Raw genomic sequence first — 14,826 nt, forward strand, 5'->3', positions numbered from 1 at the left:
TCAGCCGCCGAGCAGGGAGTTGAGGACCTGCCCGACGGCGACGCCGGAGGCGAGGACACCCGCCACGTTGCCCGCGTCGGCCAGCGACTGGCGGAGGCGGGCGAGCCGGCCGGGGGCCGCCTCCCCGGTCCGCTCGATCTCGGCCTCGGCCTCGGCGAGTTCGGCGTCGAGCGCGGTCGTCGCCTCGGTCTCGACGACCGCCCGGAGGTCGGTGCGGAACCGGCGGACGGCCCGGAGCAGCTCCTCCTGGCGCGGGTCGCGTGCCGCGCCGCCGTACTGGACGGTGTTGGTGACGGTGTTGTCGTTGCCGATGGTGACGTTCCCACCGGTGTTGGTGATGTGCGTGCCGCCGCGCAGCCGCTCGCCGTTCGTGTCAGTCACGGTCGCCTCCGGTCGTGTTCCTGGACTTGTTCATGACGCTCGTGACGGTGTTGCGGTCACCGATCACGACATTGCCCCTGGTGTTCTCGATGAAGGTCGCCCCTTCGGCGACGTGCACGATCTTCTGCTCGAACTCGGCCGTCTCGTAGCCGGCTTCGCGCAGCGCGAGCACCACGCCGTTCGCCACCCGGTCCTGGATGCTCTTCAGGTAGCGGCTGACGTCCATCTCCTGGAAGAGGGAGGCGGTGTCGTCCGAGCCCAGCTCCCGGACCGAGACCGCCGGCCCCTCCGGCAGCGCCCGGGCGTGCCCGCCGACGGTCACCCGCCACAGGTGGCCGAGGGCGCGCGCGAGGATGCCGAACGCCCGGCCGGCCGAGCGCGGGACCCGGCCGAGCGCCCAGACGGCCTTGCCGAGGCGGTGGTTGTACCGGTAGCGGTGGGCGATGCGGTCGGCCTCGCGGTAGAGCGGCCGGACCGGGCGCAGGACGTGCGGGGCCACCTCCAGCATCAGCATCCCGCCCTGGGTGTGGACGCGGACGAAGACGGTGGTGACGATCTCCTCGCCCCAGCCGCCGACCCGGATGCGCAGGAAGTGCCTGCGGGTCTCGCCGCCCTCCTCGACGGCCGCCGAGCGGTGCGGTTCGAACTCCTCGGGGCCGTACGGGGCGGCGGCCCGGGTCGGCAGGCCGTCGACGGGCAGGAAGACGACCTCGTCGACCTCCAGCTCGCGCAGCCGGTCCCGGACCGCCGCCCGGGCCTGCGGGGAGCCGTGCGGGGACGGCACGCGCAGCGCCTCCACGAGGGGGACGACGCGCCGCAGGATCGCGCTGTTGTCGAGCGGTTCGGGGGCGGTGTCGCCGCCGAGGCCCTTGCGGGGGCGCAGCTCGACGGAGAGCGACCAGGGCTCGTGGGGCTCGCCCGCCCCGCAGAAGGGGTTGCCGGTGTCGTACATGACGAGCCGGGAGTGCTGCTCGATCCGGATCCGGTCGCGCAGCCGCCGGAAGCGGGCGCCCTCGGCGTTCTCGGCGGGGTCGGCCCGCAGGTCGGCGAAGCGGGCGCGGGACAGCTCCTGGGTGAGCGCGCGGGCGAACTGTCCGCGCTGGGCCGCCACCGCCCAGGCCACCAGCAGCGGGACGGCGATCGCGACCCACGCCTCCAGGGCTCCGCCTCCCGCGCCCTGGTCGATCAGCTGGAGGAACAGGAGGGGCAGGCTGCCCGGTTCGAACCCGGCGAGGAGTCCGGCCAGGCCCTCCTGCGTGTCGTGGCCGGTGGCGTAGCCGTCCCAGGAGTCGTGGCCGGAGCCGAAGTCGAGTTCGTACGCGTAGTCGCCGCCGAAGGCCAGCAGCAGCAGGAAGAGCACGGACCATCCGGCGAAGAAACGGCCGTACCAGCGCAGCAGGAAGGCGGGCAGGGCTCGGTGAACGGGCGGGCGGACCGCACGGCCCCGGATCCAGCGGGCCAGGCTGAGGACGAGGAAGGGCACGACGAGGAGGGCGATCAGGCCCTTGGTCAGCGGGAAGGCGACGAACCAGAGGAAGAGGACCGCGCCGGCCCAGCCGAGCTCGGTGCGGCGGGCCCGCAGCGCGTGCGCGAGGACCCGGCCGGCGTCGTGGCCGAGGGCGGGCGCCGCGAGCCGCTCCTCGTGGACGTACAGCTCGTCGATGACGGCGTCGCGGAAGGCGTCGTCCAGGTAGGTGCCGGCGCAGAGCAGCCGGGTGGCCTCGCTGGTGTGCGGCGCGGGGCGGGGGGCGGCGGTGGCCGGGGCGGCGGATCCGGGCCGCTGTTCCGGCGAACCATCAGACTGATGGGGTAACGAAGGTGGCGTCAAGATTTCCCCTGTGGGCTGAACTGTGCCTGTTTCCGACCGTGTTGGGCGTGAACCGGGGAGCCAGCATAGGGGAGACGCGGAGCGCCCCCGACCCTTCGGCCGGGGGCGCTTCGCTCGTCCGTCAGGACGCGGGGGCTCAGATGAGGCCGAGCTCGCGGACCGCGTCGCGCTCCTCCGACAGCTCCTTGACGGAGGCGTCGATGCGGGCGCGGGAGAACTCGTTGATGTCCAGGCCCTGGACGATCTCGTACTTGCCGTCCTTGCAGGTGACGGGGAAGGAGGAGATCAGGCCCTCCGGGACGCCGTAGGAGCCGTCCGACGGGATGCCCATGGAGGTCCAGTCGCCCTCGCGGGTGCCGTTGACCCAGGTGTGGACGTGGTCGATGGCGGCGTTGGCGGCCGAGGCGGCGGAGGAGGCGCCACGGGCGTCGATGATCGCGGCGCCGCGCTTGGCGACGGTCGGGATGAAGGTGTCGGCCAGCCACGCCTGGTCGTCGACGACCTCGGCGGCGTTCTTGCCGGCGATCTCCGCGTGGAAGATGTCCGGGTACTGGGTGGCGGAGTGGTTGCCCCAGATGGTGAGGCGCTTGATGTCCTCGACGGAGGCGCCGGTCTTCTGGGCCAGCTGCGTCAGGGCGCGGTTGTGGTCCAGGCGGGTCATCGCGGTGAAGCGCTCGGCCGGGACGTCCGGGGCGGACTGCTGCGCGATGAGGGCGTTGGTGTTGGCCGGGTTGCCGACGACGAGGACCTTGATGTCGTCCGCGGCGTGGGCGTTGATGGCCTGGCCCTGCGGCTTGAAGATGCCGCCGTTGGCGGCGAGCAGGTCGCCGCGCTCCATGCCGGCGGTGCGCGGGCGGGCGCCCACGAGCAGCGCGACGTTGGCGCCCTCGAAGCCCTTGTTCGGGTCGTCGAAGATGTCGATGCCCTTGAGCAGCGGGAACGCGCAGTCGTCGAGCTCCATGGCGGTGCCCTCGGCGGCCTTGACGCCCTGCGGGATCTCGAGGAGGCGCAGCTTGACCGGCACGTCCGCGCCGAGCAGGTGGCCGGAGGCGATGCGGAAGAGCAGCGCGTAGCCGATCTGGCCGGCCGCGCCGGTCACGGTGACATTCACGGGAGTGCGGGTCATGGCGATCTCCGTAAGACAGCTGGCGGTGGGGTTCCCTGCCCCTGAGGCTGGATATCGCTCCCTGATCGATCGATGTCTCGATGTGAAGAGATATCCGGCGGTCAGGCTATCGGACCCGGGCCGCTGCGCACCCCCACCCCCTTGTGGTCCGGCTCACCTCTCCCGTCTTTCACTCTCCCGTGCAGCCGTCCTCGCCGCCGGTGAGGGCCGCGCAGGCGCGCGCGGCGCCCCCGGAGCCGACCGGGATCATCGCGGTGTACGCGTCGGTGTCGCCGCCCGCCGGGACGTTCGCGACCCGGACGGCGGTACCGGCCTGGACGCTGACCTCGTCCCCCGCGGCCGCCCCGGTGATCCGGGCCCAGGCGGCGGCGCAGACCTCGCTGTACCGGACCTCGACGAGGGCGGCGCCCACGCGGGTGAGGGCGACGGTGGTGGCGAGCGGCCCGCCGCAGCCCATCGCCTCCGGGTCCCGCCCGCCGCAGTCGGCCCCCGTGCAGCGGACCCCGTCGGGGAGGCTGGGGGCGGGCGCGGGGGCGCTGGTGGTGGCGGGCGCCGTCGGGGCGGCGGCGGGCGGCGGCGCGGACCCGCCGAGGTCGGCGAGGAGGACGGCGGCGATGACGACGAGCACGGCGCCGACGATCCCGGCGACGTAGAGCAGCGGGGACGCGCGGCGGGGCTTGCGGGGGGCCGGGGCGGGCCCGGGGGCGGGCTCCGGCCCGGGACCGGGCGGTACGGCCTTCCGGATGCGCATGGTCCGCTCGGCGGGCGCGTCCTCGGGGGCGCGGCGCCCGTCCGGTACGGCGTCCTGGATCCCGCCCCGTACGGCGCCCGGGCCCCCGTCCCGTACGGCGTCCTGGATCCCGTCCCGTACGGCGTCCCCGACCCCGTCCCGTACGGCCGGCTCCGGGCTTTCCGGCGGCGGGGCGGCCGGGGCGGCGTGGCCGGGGCGCCTCCAGGCGCGGTCCGCGTGCTCCCACTGGGCGGTGAGGGGGCCGAGGTCGGCGCCGGTGACGTCGGAGAGGGCGACGACGGCGCTCCTGGGCACGGGACGGCAGGCGTTCAGGTACGCCTCCCAGGCGTCCGGCCCGTGTCCGGTGCGCTCGGCGACGGCGGCGACGCCGAGTCCGCTGCGGTCGATGACCAGCCGCAGCCGTTCCGTGAACGTCCGCACGTCCGGATCGAGTTCGTCGGACAGCGACTTCCACGCCGGCATGTTCCTCCCCTTGTCCCCAGCCGTCCCTGACCCCCTCGAAGGATGGCAGCTCCGGCGGCCGGACGGGACCCCGATCGGAGGGTCCGGATGTACCGGAATGGTCACCTCCGTGCCACAGCCCCTGGCCCGAACTTGCCCTTCCTTGGCGCGTACATGACCCTTGATCACGACGGCGCCCGCCCTCCCACGGGGGAGAGGGCGGGCGTCGTCGTACGAGCGGGACGGATCGGACCGGGTCAGGTCGGGTCAGGTCGGGTCAGGTCACCGTCAGGTGGAGGATGTCCTCCAGGAACGGGATCCTGAGCCAGGGCTTCGGCTGCACCATGAGCGCGAGCAGCACGATCAGCGAGCCCATCACCCCGTACGTGATCAGGTCGGTGAAGCGCGAGCGGACCGCGAGCATGCCCACCGAGGGCAGCAGCCGGCGGAGCACCGCGCCGAGCAGCAGCGCCGCCCCGACCGTCATCGTCCCGATCCGGAAGGACTGCGGGAACGGGTCCGTCCCCACCACCAGCAGGCCCAGCGCCGCCGTCCCCAGGACGAGGAGCAGCGGCCACTGGCGGGCGGGCGCCGGGGCGTCGCCGCCCGCCGCCCGGCCGCCGCCCTCGGGCCGGGCGGTGTCGGTGGTGACCGTCGGCGGCCGGCGCGAGCCCCGCACCCGGCGGACCTTCGACACCCGCCCGCGCGGCAGCTCCCTCGGTCCGTCCGGGGTCCCGGGGGAAGCCGGGCTCCCCGAGGTCATCTCAGAGCGCCGCGGCCGCGCGCTCCGCGGCCTCGACGACGTTGACGAGCAGCTGCGCGCGGGTCATCGGGCCCACGCCGCCGGGGTTCGGGGAGATCCAGCCGGCCACCTCGGCCACGCCGGGGTGCACGTCGCCCATGATCTTGCCCTCGGCGTTGCGCGAGACGCCGACGTCGAGGACGGCCGCGCCCGGCTTCACGTCCTCCGGCTTGATCAGGTGCGGCACGCCGGCGGCGGCCACGATGATGTCGGCGTTCCGCAGGTGCGCCGAGAGGTCGCGGGTGCCGGTGTGGCACTGCGTCACGGTGGCGTTCTCGGAGCGGCGGGTCAGGATCAGCGGCATCGGGCGCCCGATGGTGACGCCGCGGCCGACGACGACGACCTCGGCGCCGTTGATCTCCACGCCGTGGGCGCGGAGCAGGGTGACGATGCCGTTCGGCGTGCAGGGCAGCGGGGCGGGCTCGTTGAGGACGAGCCGGCCGAGGTTGGTCGGGTGCAGGCCGTCGGCGTCCTTCGCCGGGTCCATCAGCTCCAGGATGCGGTTCTCGTCGATGCCCTTCGGCAGCGGCAGCTGGACGATGTAACCGGTGCAGGACGGGTCCTCGTTGAGCTCCCGGACGACCGCCTCGATCTCCTCCTGCGTGGCGGTCGCGGGGAGTTCGCGCTGGATGGAGGCGATGCCGACCTGCGCGCAGTCGCGGTGCTTGCCCGCCACGTACTTCTGGCTGGCCGGGTCGTCGCCGACCAGGACGGTGCCGAGACCGGGCGTGACGCCCTTCTCCTTGAGGGCCGCCACGCGGGCGGTCAGGTCGGACTTGATCGCGGCGGCGGTGGCCTTGCCATCGAGAATCTGGGCGCTCATGGGGGACATCCTCCCGGATGACCCCCGCCAAGTTCCAATTCGGTCCCGCCCGGCTCCCGGCGGGGGTTCCGGGGGGAGCCGGGCGGGCCGGAGGGAAGGGTTGCACTTGCACAACTCCGGTGCGTATCGACTGGACAACACCTCGGAGCTACGGCGACGATGACCAGCGCAGTGCCGCGGAAAGTGCCGGGGGGAGTCCGCTCACGTGCCGTGAAAGTTCCTCCGCGCGGGCCGCGTCGTCCCCGCACGAGAACATTCACGGAGGAATGCCCCGATGAGCTTCGGCGAACCGAACAACCCCTACGGCCAGCCGCCGCAGGGCCAGCAGCCGGGCTACGGCTACCCGCAGGCCCCCCAGGGCGTCCCGCAGCAGGGCGGCTACGGCTACCCGGCCGCCCCGCCGGTCTCGCCGTACGGCGCGTACCCGGGCGGCCCGAACCAGATCCCGCAGTCGATGCCGGGGCTGCTGACGACGGCGCGGGTGTTCCTGTACCTGATCTCGGCGGTGCAGATCGTGCTCGGCCTCGCCTACGTCTACGTGGCGAGCATCGCCAGCGACGCCTCGGACATCGCGTCCGACTACGGCAGCGACAACCCGTTCGAGGACATCGGCGACTTCGCCGCCGGCGCCGCCATCGCCCTCGCCCTCGTCTTCCTGGGCCTCGCCGCCCTCTCGATCACGCTCGCGGTCAAGTTCGGCAGCGGCGGCCAGGGCGTGCGGATCACCACGGTGATCTACGGCGCGCTCGGCACCATCGTGGGCGCCATCGGCCTCTTCATCGGCATCGACTCGGGCCTGGCCACGGCCGTGATCTTCCCGCTGATCTGGGTCACCTTCGGCGTGATCATCACGCTCGCCCCGGTGGTCCCCAGCGGCACCGCCTGGTTCTCCCGCCCGCGCTACTGATCCGCACGGCACGCCGAAGGGGGCCCGGTTCCGACCAGGAACCGGGCCCCCTTCGCGTACCCGCTACTTCTTCCTCAGCACCGCGAAGCCCTCCGAGCGGTGGACCACCTCGTACGCCGCCTCCGGGTGCAACTGCGAAGCCGTCACGGCCGGGTCCGAGGTCTGTCCCGACCAGCCGCGCAGGTCGAGGGCGAGGTAGTCGGGGGTGGCGCCCTTCGAGGTGCCCACCCAGTAGACCGTGTGGTCGGCGGTGAGGTGGGCGAGGAGCGGTACGTCGGCCTCGACGGAGGCGCCCGCCGGGACCGCGGCGACGGCCGCGCGGGCCTGCTCGGCGCGGGCGTCGGCGGCGTACGTCTCCGGCTTCAGCAGCTCGCGCAGCGGCAGGTGCGCGGCGAGGGCGAGCGCGACGGCCGTGGCGACGGCGACGGCGACCTTCCCGTACGCGGCGAGCCAGGGGCGCGGCGAGGTGCGCACCGCGCGGACGGCGTCGACCAGGGCCAGGAGGATGACCGGCATCAGGACGGCGCTGTAGTGCCAGTGCATGCCCCAGTGGTTGGCGTCCTGGGAGACGAAGCGCCAGCCGAGGGTGGGCAGGACGAGCAGGACCAGCGGGGAGCGCAGCGCGAGGAAGCCGGTGATCGCGAGCAGGTACAGGACCATCTCCCAGCGCTCCCCGGAGGTGAGCGCGGAGCCGATGACCTGGCCGAGGGAGGTCTCGGTGCCGGTGCCGGTCTTCTCGATCTTGGCCCAGTAGTCGTACCGGCCGAGCGTGCTGGCGGCCGGGATGAGGACGAGGACGGTGAGCGCGAAGAACGCGACGCCGAAGCCGGCGAGGGCGGCGCCGAGCTTCTTCTGGCCCTTGAGGGCGAGGACGACGCCGACCATGGCGACGGTGAGCCCCATGTCCTCCTTGACGAGGACGAGCGGCGCCGACCAGGCGACGGCGGCGGTCCAGCGGCCGAGGAGGAGGGCCCGGCAGGTGAGGGCGAGCAGCGGGACGGCGAAGGCGATCTCGTGGAAGTCGGACTTCACGGCCTCCTGGAGGCCCCAGGAGAGCCCGTAGGCGACCGTGAGGGCGATGCCGGTGGCGCGGCTGCCGAGGACCTGCTGGGCGGTGCGGCCGACGATCACGGCCGAGCCGGCGAAGAGCGCGGCCTGCGCGAAGAGGAGGGAGACCGGCGAGGGCCAGAGCCAGTAGAGCGGGGCGAGGAGCGCCGTCACCGGGCTGAAGTGGTCGCCGAGTATCGGGAAGCCGGGTCCCTTGATGTCGGAGACGGGCAGCCGGAACTCGGCGTAGGAGCGGACGGCCTGCCCGAAGATGCCGAGGTCCCAGGAGGGGGTGCGGAAGTGGTCGTACTGCACCCAGGAGTAGAGGAAGTACAGGCCGGTGAGGACGGCCGCGATCAGCGCGTACGGGAGGTACGGGACGGGCGCGGCGGCGGGGTCCTCGGCGGGCCGTTCACCGGCGGGGTCCGCCGACGGTCGTCTCAGTACGTCCAACACCACGTCTCCACTACTGCCGGCCGGGCCAGGGCCCGTCCATTAGACCAGAGACGCCTGTGGGGCCCTCCTGAGGAGGAAGGCCCCACAGCCGCGTGCCGTCAGTGGAAGAAGTGGCGGGTGCCGGTGAAGTACATCGTCATGCCGGCCTTCTTCGCGGCCTCGACGACGAGCTCGTCGCGCATCGAGCCGCCGGGCTGGACGACCGCCTTCACGCCGGCCGCGGTGAGGATCTCCAGGCCGTCGGGGAAGGGGAAGAAGGCGTCGGAGGCCGCGTACGAGCCGCGGGCGCGCTCCTCGCCGGCGCGCTCGACGGCGAGCTTGGCGGAGTCGACGCGGTTGACCTGGCCCATGCCGACGCCGACGGAGGCGCCGTCCTTGGCGAGCAGGATCGCGTTGGACTTGACCGCGCGGCACGCCTTCCAGGCGAAGGCGAGCTCGGCGAGCTCCTCGGCGGACAGGGCCTCGCCGGTGGCGAGGGTCCAGTTCGCCGGGTCGTCGCCCTCGGCCTGGAGGCGGTCGGTGACCTGGAGCAGCGCGCCGCCGTCGACGGGCTTGACCTCGACCGGGTTGCTCGGGGCGCCCTCGGCCTTGAGCACGCGGATGTTCTTCTTCTTGGCGAGGATCTCCACGGCGCCGTCCTCGTAGCCGGGGGCGACGATGACCTCGGTGAAGATCTCGGCGACCTGCTCGGCCATCTCCACGGAGACCGGGCGGTTGACGGCGATGACGCCGCCGAAGGCGGAGAGCGGGTCGCAGGCGTGGGCCTTGCGGTGGGCCTCGGCGACGTCGGCGCCGATCGCGATGCCGCACGGGTTGGCGTGCTTGATGATCGCGACGCAGGGCTCGGCGTGGTCGTACGCGGCCCGGCGCGCGGCGTCGGTGTCCGTGTAGTTGTTGTACGACATCTCCTTGCCGTGCAGCTGCTCGGCCTCGGCGAGGCCGCCCGTGCCGTCGACGTAGAGCGCGGCGCCCTGGTGCGGGTTCTCGCCGTAGCGCAGGACGTTCTTGCGCGCGTAGGTGGCGCCCAGGAAGTCGGGGAAGCCGCTGTCGTCGGCGGCGGCGTAGTCGTCGGCGAACCAGGAGGCCACGGCCACGTCGTACGCGGCGGTGTGCTGGAACGCCTCGGCGGCGAGCCGCTTGCGGGCGGTCAGGTCGAAGCCGCCGGCCTGGACGGCGGCGAGCACGTCGGCGTACCGCTCGGGGCTGGTGACGATGGCGACCGACGGGTGGTTCTTGGCGGCGGCGCGGACCATCGACGGGCCGCCGATGTCGATCTGCTCGACGCACTCGTCCGGGGTGGCGCCGGAGGCGACCGTCTCGCGGAACGGGTAGAGGTTCACGACGACCAGATCGAAGGGCTCCACGCCCAGCTCGGCGAGCTGCTCGCGGTGCGACTCCAGGCGCAGGTCGGCGAGGATGCCGGCGTGCACGCGCGGGTGCAGGGTCTTGACGCGGCCGTCCAGGCACTCGGGGAAGCCGGTGAGCTCCTCGACCTTGGTGACCGGGACGCCGGCGGCGGCGATCTTCCCGGCGGTGGAGCCGGTGGAGACGAGCTCGACACCGGCCTCGTGCAGACCGCGGGCCAGCTCCTCCAGACCGGTCTTGTCGTAGACGCTGACCAGCGCGCGGCGGATGGGCTTAACGGTGTCCGTGTTCACCGATCTGAACCTTTCGTCCCTCAATGCGGTAGCCGTGCCGGGCGAGGCGCCCCACGACGTCGACGAGCAGCGAGCGCTCGACTTCCTTGATGCGCTCGTGCAGAGCGGCTTCATCGTCCGACTCCCGCACCTCGACCACGCCCTGGGCGATGATCGGGCCGGTGTCGACGCCGTCGTCGACGAAGTGGACGGTGCATCCGGTGACCTTCACGCCGTGGGCGAGGGCGTCGCGCACCCCGTGGGCACCGGGAAAACTGGGGAGGAGCGCCGGGTGGGTGTTGACGACCCGGCCGTCGAAGCGGGCCAGGAACTCCTTGCCGAGGATCTTCATGAACCCGGCCGAGACGACGAGGTCCGGCGCGTACGCGGCGGTGGCCTCGGTCAGGGCGCGGTCCCATTCCTCGCGGCTCGCGTGGTCCTTCACCCGGCAGACGAAGGTGGGGATCCCGGCGCGCTCGGCCCGCTCCAGTCCGGCGATGGAGTCGCGGTCGGCGCCGACGGCGACGATCTCCGCGCCGTATCCCCCAGGGTCGGCGGCGATGCCGTCGAGCAGTGCCTGGAGGTTGGTGCCGGAGCCGGAGACCAGGACGACAAGGCGGGCGGCAGCCACTGGGTCACTCTTTCCGTGGTTATTGTGCGGTCCTACGAACGAATCGTGCCCGTCGATACGGGGAACCCTACGAATGGCTCGACCGTCAGCAACGATACCGGCACACCGGACGGCCCCCACGGGACGGGGGCGGAGCAGGGGGGTAGCGTCAGGGTCCGACGCCGGTCACGCCGCCCGGTGCGACGCGGTCACGACGACAGAGGGAAGACGTCCAGCAGATGCCGGATCGCCAGTCCACGAACGACAACAACCCGTTCGCCCCGCCGCCCGAGGGCAGGCCCGACCAGCCGTGGCAGCCGCGCCGGCCGGACGGCTCGGACGGCTCGGACGACTCCGGCTCGGACGGCGGTTCCGCCGGACCGTCGTCGCCCGTGACGGGCTCGGCCGACGGCCGCTGGAGCCCGCGCCAGCCCGGCCGTTCCTCGGACGGCTTCGGGCGCGGCCCGGAGCGCCAGGGCGGTCAGGGCGGCGGCCCGGGCGGCCAGGGGCCGGAGCGGCCGGGGCTGCGCTGGGATCCGACGGACCCGGCCCAGCGGCGGGCGCGGTACGCGGTCCTCGGCGGCATGTGGGCCTTCTTCTTCGCGGTCTTCGACCTTCCGGAGCCGGCCCTGCTGCTCGGCGCGCTCTCGGTCTACTGGGCGGTCAGCTCGCTGCGCGCGAAGCCGAAGGCCCCGGCCGGGGTGTCGCCGGAATCACAGGCCGCGTCCCAGCCCTCGGGACGGCCGTCCCCCGCGCCGGGCGCCCCCGGCCCGGCCCGCTCGATGCGGACGGCGGCGATCAGCGGCCTGGTGGCGTCGGCCGTGGCCCTCTCGATCGTCGCCTTCGGCTTCACGATGCAGTTGGTCTACAAGGACTTCTACGAGTGCCGGGACGACGCCCTCACCCACGCGGGCGCGGTGGCCTGCAACGACCTGCTGCCCAAGCCGCTGCGCGACGGCTTCGGGGTGCGCGACTAGACCTCGCCGCCCCGGTCCTTCCGGTCTTCCCGGTCTTCCCGGTCTTCCCGGTCCGCCCCGGTCGTCCCTGACGGCCGGGGCGGTTCCGTCGGTAGGGGCGGCACGGCGGGTGCGATGGGCGCGGTGGGGGCGGGCGGTTCCGGGAGCAGGGGGGCCTCCCAGGAGGCGGGGAGGTAGTCGTACGGCTCGAAGCCGCCGTATCCGTCGTCGCCGTCCAGGTCGTCCGAGGCGCCCGGGGAGAAGCCGGGGCCCAGGGGGCCGGGGGAGGCCGGGGCGGCCGTCGCCAGGGCCGGCTCCGGCGCCTTCGACGCCTTCGACGCCTTCGGCGCCTTCGGAGGCTTCGGGGGCCGGGGCGTCTTCGGGCGGAGCGCCCGGCGGCCCCAGGCCCGTACCGCCAGCGCCGTCGGCAGGCCGACGGCCATGCCCCACAGCACCGCCGCCGCGCCCGCCTGCCACCACACCGGGCCGAAGGCGCGCAGCCGGTCCGAGCCCAGCGGGCCGCCGGCCGCGCCCGCCAGGAGCGCGATGGCCGCCCCGGTCGCCCAGGCCGCGCCCAGCGCCGCGAGCGCCGTCCCGCGGGCCCGGCCGCCGGCGGTCTCCCGGCCCGCCCGGTGGCCCAGGACCACCGCCGCGGCCAGCGGCACCGCCGCCGCGGCCCACTGCGGCCAGCCGCCGCGCCCCTCCGGCGGCAGCGCCGCGAGGAGCGGGAAGGGCGGCACGGCGGGGTCGCCGACGAGCCCGAGCGGGGTCGCGAGCGCGCCCGTGCCGAGGGCGAAGCCGGGCCCGAGGCCGTACGCCGCGCCCCAGACCGCCGCGTTCGGCAGCAGCGCGAGGAGGAGGAGCGCCAGCGCCACCCGACCGGACCATTCCCCCGCGAGGGACTCGTACGAGGTCCGGGCCGCGCCCGCGTGCCAGGCCAGCGAGACGCCGGCCGCCACCGCCCCGCCGGCCAGCAGCGCCACCAGGCCGGCGCCCGCGCCGCGCAGCGCGGCGGCGGCCTCCTCCCGGTCCGGCAGGGGCCGGCCCAGCGCGCTCCAGACGCCGGCCCCCGCCGCGCCGAGGACCACGCCCGGCAGCCACAGTCCGGCGGTCACCAGGTCGGCGGGGAGCGGGCCGCTCTCGCTGTAGACCACGATCACGGCCGCGACCAGCAGGTATCCCCCGGCGACCGCGCCGAGCGCGCCGGCGGGCGAGGGGCACGGCCGGGTCTCGTCGGCCGGGTCGAGGGTGGACCGGGCGGTCCGGTAGACCAGCCAGACCGGCAGCGCGGCCGTCAGCAGCGGCACGATCCCCAGCGGGGCGGGCAGTCCGCCGACCGTGTCGGTGCGGACGAGGTCCACGCCGTGGGCGAGCAGCCACAGCCCGGCGGCGAGGTGGAGGGCGCCGCCGGCGCCGCTGTCGGGGAACGGCGAGCTGATCCAGGCGACGATCACCAGGACCGCGAGCGCGCCGGCGCCGAGTCCGGCGGCGACCCCGCCGCGGACGCAGGCGGTGGCGAACGCGGCGGAACGCCCGCTCTGGGCCAGGGAGTGCTCGGTCAGGTGGGTCACGGGGCCATGCTGCCAACGACACGCTCTTTCGCGGCGTAACAGGCAAACATCCGTTGTGTCGCTCAAGATACGTTTATGTACTTTTCCGCCCATAGGTTCGCCGCGGGAGGTCGACGTCGATGAGCCAGACGAGCCGGGGCGGCGGCGCCGCGCCCCCCTCCACCGCCACCGCGCTGCCGACGCCGAAGGAGCGGCGCCGGCTGCGCGAGGCGCTCGCCCTGAGCGAGGAGCAGGTCGCCGAGGCCATGGGCGTCACGAAGGCCACGGTCAGGGCCTGGGAGACCGGCCGCTCCTCCCCCCGCGGCCGCAAGCGCGAGGCGTACGCGAAGCTGCTCGGCGGCGTGACGGAACCGCCGGCGACGGAACCACCGGCGACGGCTCCGGCCGGGGCGGAGCCGGGGGAACGGCGGCGGGCCGGGGCCCCGGCCGAGCCCGCCGCGCCGACCCCCGCCCCCACCGGCAACGTGCGGCCCAGGGCCGCCGCCAAGCGGGCCGCCAAGCCGCCCGGGACGCCCTCCCCGGCACCCGCCGACGCCGCCTCCGGCCCCGGCCGGCGCTCCCCGGACCGCTCCGGGGAGCGCCTGAAACCGGTGCCTGATCCGGTACCGGAACCGGAGCCCGCGCGGGAGGCGGAACAGCCGGCCGGGCTCACTCCCGAGGAGGCCTTCGACGCGCTCTACGCGCACGCGGCCCCCGGCCTCGTCCACCAGGCGTACCTGCTGACCGGACGCCGCCTGCTCTCCCGGGAGGCCGTCGAGCACGCCTTCCACCACGCCTGGGAGCACTGGCCCGAGGTGGCCGTGGACGCCGACCCGGTGGGCTGGGTGCGGGCGGCGGCGTACGAGTACGCCCTCTCGCCCTGGCACCGGCTGCGCCGCGCCCACAAGCACCCCGACGCGCCGCCGACCGAGGCGGGGCGGCGGGCGCTGCTCGGCGCGCTGCTCGACCTGCCGGCGCCGTACCGCCGCACCGTCCTGCTCTACGACGGGCTCGGGCTCGACCTGCCCGAGACGGCCGCCGAGACGGAGGCGAGCACCCCCGCCGCCGCCAACCGGCTGCTGTACGCGCACTCCGTCATCGGCGAGCGGGTGCCGGAGCTGGCCGATCCCGAGGCGCTCCGGCAGCGGCTGGGCACGCTGGTCGCGGAGGCGCCGACGGCGACGCTGCCGGCGGCGCGGGCGGTGCGCTCCGGCAGCGAGCGGCGGATCCGGCGGATGACCCGGGCGGTGCTCGGGGTGACGGCGGTGCTGATCGGCGTCACGGCCCTGACGGCGGCGACGGCCCCGACCCGCTACGTCCCGGAGGTCGCGCCCGGGCAGACCGTCAACGGCGTCCCGGTGCGCGGCGGGCCGCAGAAGCTCGGCGAGGAGGACGTGGAGCTGCGCGACAAGCTGCGCTCGGAGCCGCATCCGGGCCCGGAGCGGCTGGTCCCGACCGCCGGGTGAGCCGTAGACGAGTGGGCCCCGCCCTCCCGGTCTCCCGGGAGGGCG

At 74.6% G+C, this 14,826-nt stretch carries 12 protein-coding genes and 1 pseudogene; 3 read left to right on the plus strand and 10 right to left on the minus strand.

Annotation, left to right across the window (positions count from 1 at the left end):
- The 6 genes and pseudogenes from AB0E83_RS10905 to AB0E83_RS10930 form a co-directional block, all read right to left on the minus strand.
- A complete protein-coding gene (locus AB0E83_RS10905; protein ID WP_362108854.1) occupies window positions 1-381 on the minus strand; it encodes a hypothetical protein in 381 nt (126 codons plus the stop codon).
- Complete coding sequence (locus AB0E83_RS10910) at window positions 374-2,209, minus strand: hypothetical protein (RefSeq protein WP_362108856.1); 1,836 nt, start codon at window positions 2,207-2,209, stop codon at window positions 374-376. The genes AB0E83_RS10905 and AB0E83_RS10910 overlap by 8 nt, the downstream gene beginning before the upstream one ends.
- A 136-nt stretch (window positions 2,210-2,345) precedes the next feature.
- Window positions 2,346-3,335: a malate dehydrogenase gene (locus AB0E83_RS10915; RefSeq protein ID WP_362108858.1), complete on the minus strand. Its 990-nt coding sequence runs from the start codon at window positions 3,333-3,335 to the stop codon at window positions 2,346-2,348.
- A 169-nt stretch (window positions 3,336-3,504) separates the two neighbouring features.
- Window positions 3,505-4,548 carry a DUF2690 domain-containing protein gene (locus AB0E83_RS10920; protein ID WP_362108860.1) on the minus strand — a complete coding sequence of 348 codons (1,044 nt, stop codon included), beginning with the start codon at window positions 4,546-4,548 and terminating at the stop codon, window positions 3,505-3,507.
- Window positions 4,549-4,804: 256 nt separating this feature from the next.
- Window positions 4,805-5,200: pseudogene (locus AB0E83_RS10925) on the minus strand (DUF3017 domain-containing protein); the annotation flags it as partial.
- A gap of 91 nt (window positions 5,201-5,291) precedes the next feature.
- Window positions 5,292-6,152: a bifunctional methylenetetrahydrofolate dehydrogenase/methenyltetrahydrofolate cyclohydrolase gene (locus AB0E83_RS10930; RefSeq protein ID WP_362108862.1), complete on the minus strand. Its 861-nt coding sequence runs from the start codon at window positions 6,150-6,152 to the stop codon at window positions 5,292-5,294.
- A 274-nt stretch (window positions 6,153-6,426) separates the two neighbouring features.
- Here AB0E83_RS10930 and AB0E83_RS10935 point away from each other — a divergent pair, with 274 nt between their 5' ends.
- The gene (locus AB0E83_RS10935; RefSeq protein ID WP_362108864.1) at window positions 6,427-7,059 is read left to right on the plus strand and encodes a hypothetical protein; all 633 of its coding nucleotides are present in this window, start codon (window positions 6,427-6,429) and stop codon (window positions 7,057-7,059) included.
- 63 nt (window positions 7,060-7,122) lie between these two features.
- Here AB0E83_RS10935 and AB0E83_RS10940 read toward each other — a convergent pair whose 3' ends face one another.
- From AB0E83_RS10940 to purN, 3 genes are all read right to left on the minus strand, one after another.
- Window positions 7,123-8,559 (minus strand): DUF2079 domain-containing protein, encoded by a 1,437-nt coding sequence (locus AB0E83_RS10940; protein WP_362108880.1) that lies wholly within the window; start codon window positions 8,557-8,559, stop codon window positions 7,123-7,125.
- 101 nt (window positions 8,560-8,660) lie between these two features.
- Window positions 8,661-10,220, minus strand: coding sequence for a bifunctional phosphoribosylaminoimidazolecarboxamide formyltransferase/IMP cyclohydrolase (gene purH / locus AB0E83_RS10945; protein WP_362108866.1), 1,560 nt, complete (start codon window positions 10,218-10,220; stop codon window positions 8,661-8,663).
- Window positions 10,201-10,830: a phosphoribosylglycinamide formyltransferase gene (purN, locus tag AB0E83_RS10950; RefSeq protein WP_362108868.1), complete on the minus strand. Its 630-nt coding sequence runs from the start codon at window positions 10,828-10,830 to the stop codon at window positions 10,201-10,203. Before purN ends, purH begins: the two co-directional genes overlap by 20 nt.
- 218 nt (window positions 10,831-11,048) lie before the next feature.
- Here purN and AB0E83_RS10955 point away from each other — a divergent pair, with 218 nt between their 5' ends.
- On the plus strand, window positions 11,049-11,786 hold the full coding sequence (locus AB0E83_RS10955) for a hypothetical protein (protein ID WP_362108870.1): 738 nt from the start codon (window positions 11,049-11,051) through the stop codon (window positions 11,784-11,786).
- On the opposite strand, the gene AB0E83_RS10960 is transcribed toward AB0E83_RS10955, so the two are convergent.
- A complete protein-coding gene (locus AB0E83_RS10960) occupies window positions 11,783-13,336 on the minus strand; it encodes a DUF6350 family protein (protein WP_362108872.1) in 1,554 nt (517 codons plus the stop codon). The two genes, AB0E83_RS10955 and AB0E83_RS10960, sit on opposite strands and share 4 nt — an antisense overlap.
- 119 nt (window positions 13,337-13,455) lie before the next feature.
- On the opposite strand from AB0E83_RS10960, the gene AB0E83_RS10965 reads away from it, so the two are divergent.
- A complete protein-coding gene (locus AB0E83_RS10965; protein ID WP_362108874.1) occupies window positions 13,456-14,781 on the plus strand; it encodes a helix-turn-helix domain-containing protein in 1,326 nt (441 codons plus the stop codon).
- Window positions 14,782-14,826 lie beyond the last annotated feature (45 nt).

The organism is Streptomyces sp. NPDC035033, assembly GCF_040636735.1.
GTDB lineage: Bacteria > Actinomycetota > Actinomycetes > Streptomycetales > Streptomycetaceae > Streptomyces.

Coding starts and splice junctions, on each gene's coding strand:
- AB0E83_RS10920 (WP_362108860.1), bottom strand. CDS start 4,548: ATGCCGGCGTGGAAGTCGCTGTCCGACGAACTCGATCCGGACGTGCGG.
- AB0E83_RS10955 (WP_362108870.1), top strand. CDS start 11,049: ATGCCGGATCGCCAGTCCACGAACGACAACAACCCGTTCGCCCCGCCG.
- AB0E83_RS10935 (WP_362108864.1), top strand. CDS start 6,427: ATGAGCTTCGGCGAACCGAACAACCCCTACGGCCAGCCGCCGCAGGGC.
- AB0E83_RS10930 (WP_362108862.1), bottom strand. CDS start 6,152: ATGAGCGCCCAGATTCTCGATGGCAAGGCCACCGCCGCCGCGATCAAG.
- AB0E83_RS10965 (WP_362108874.1), top strand. CDS start 13,456: ATGAGCCAGACGAGCCGGGGCGGCGGCGCCGCGCCCCCCTCCACCGCC.
- AB0E83_RS10915 (WP_362108858.1), bottom strand. CDS start 3,335: ATGACCCGCACTCCCGTGAATGTCACCGTGACCGGCGCGGCCGGCCAG.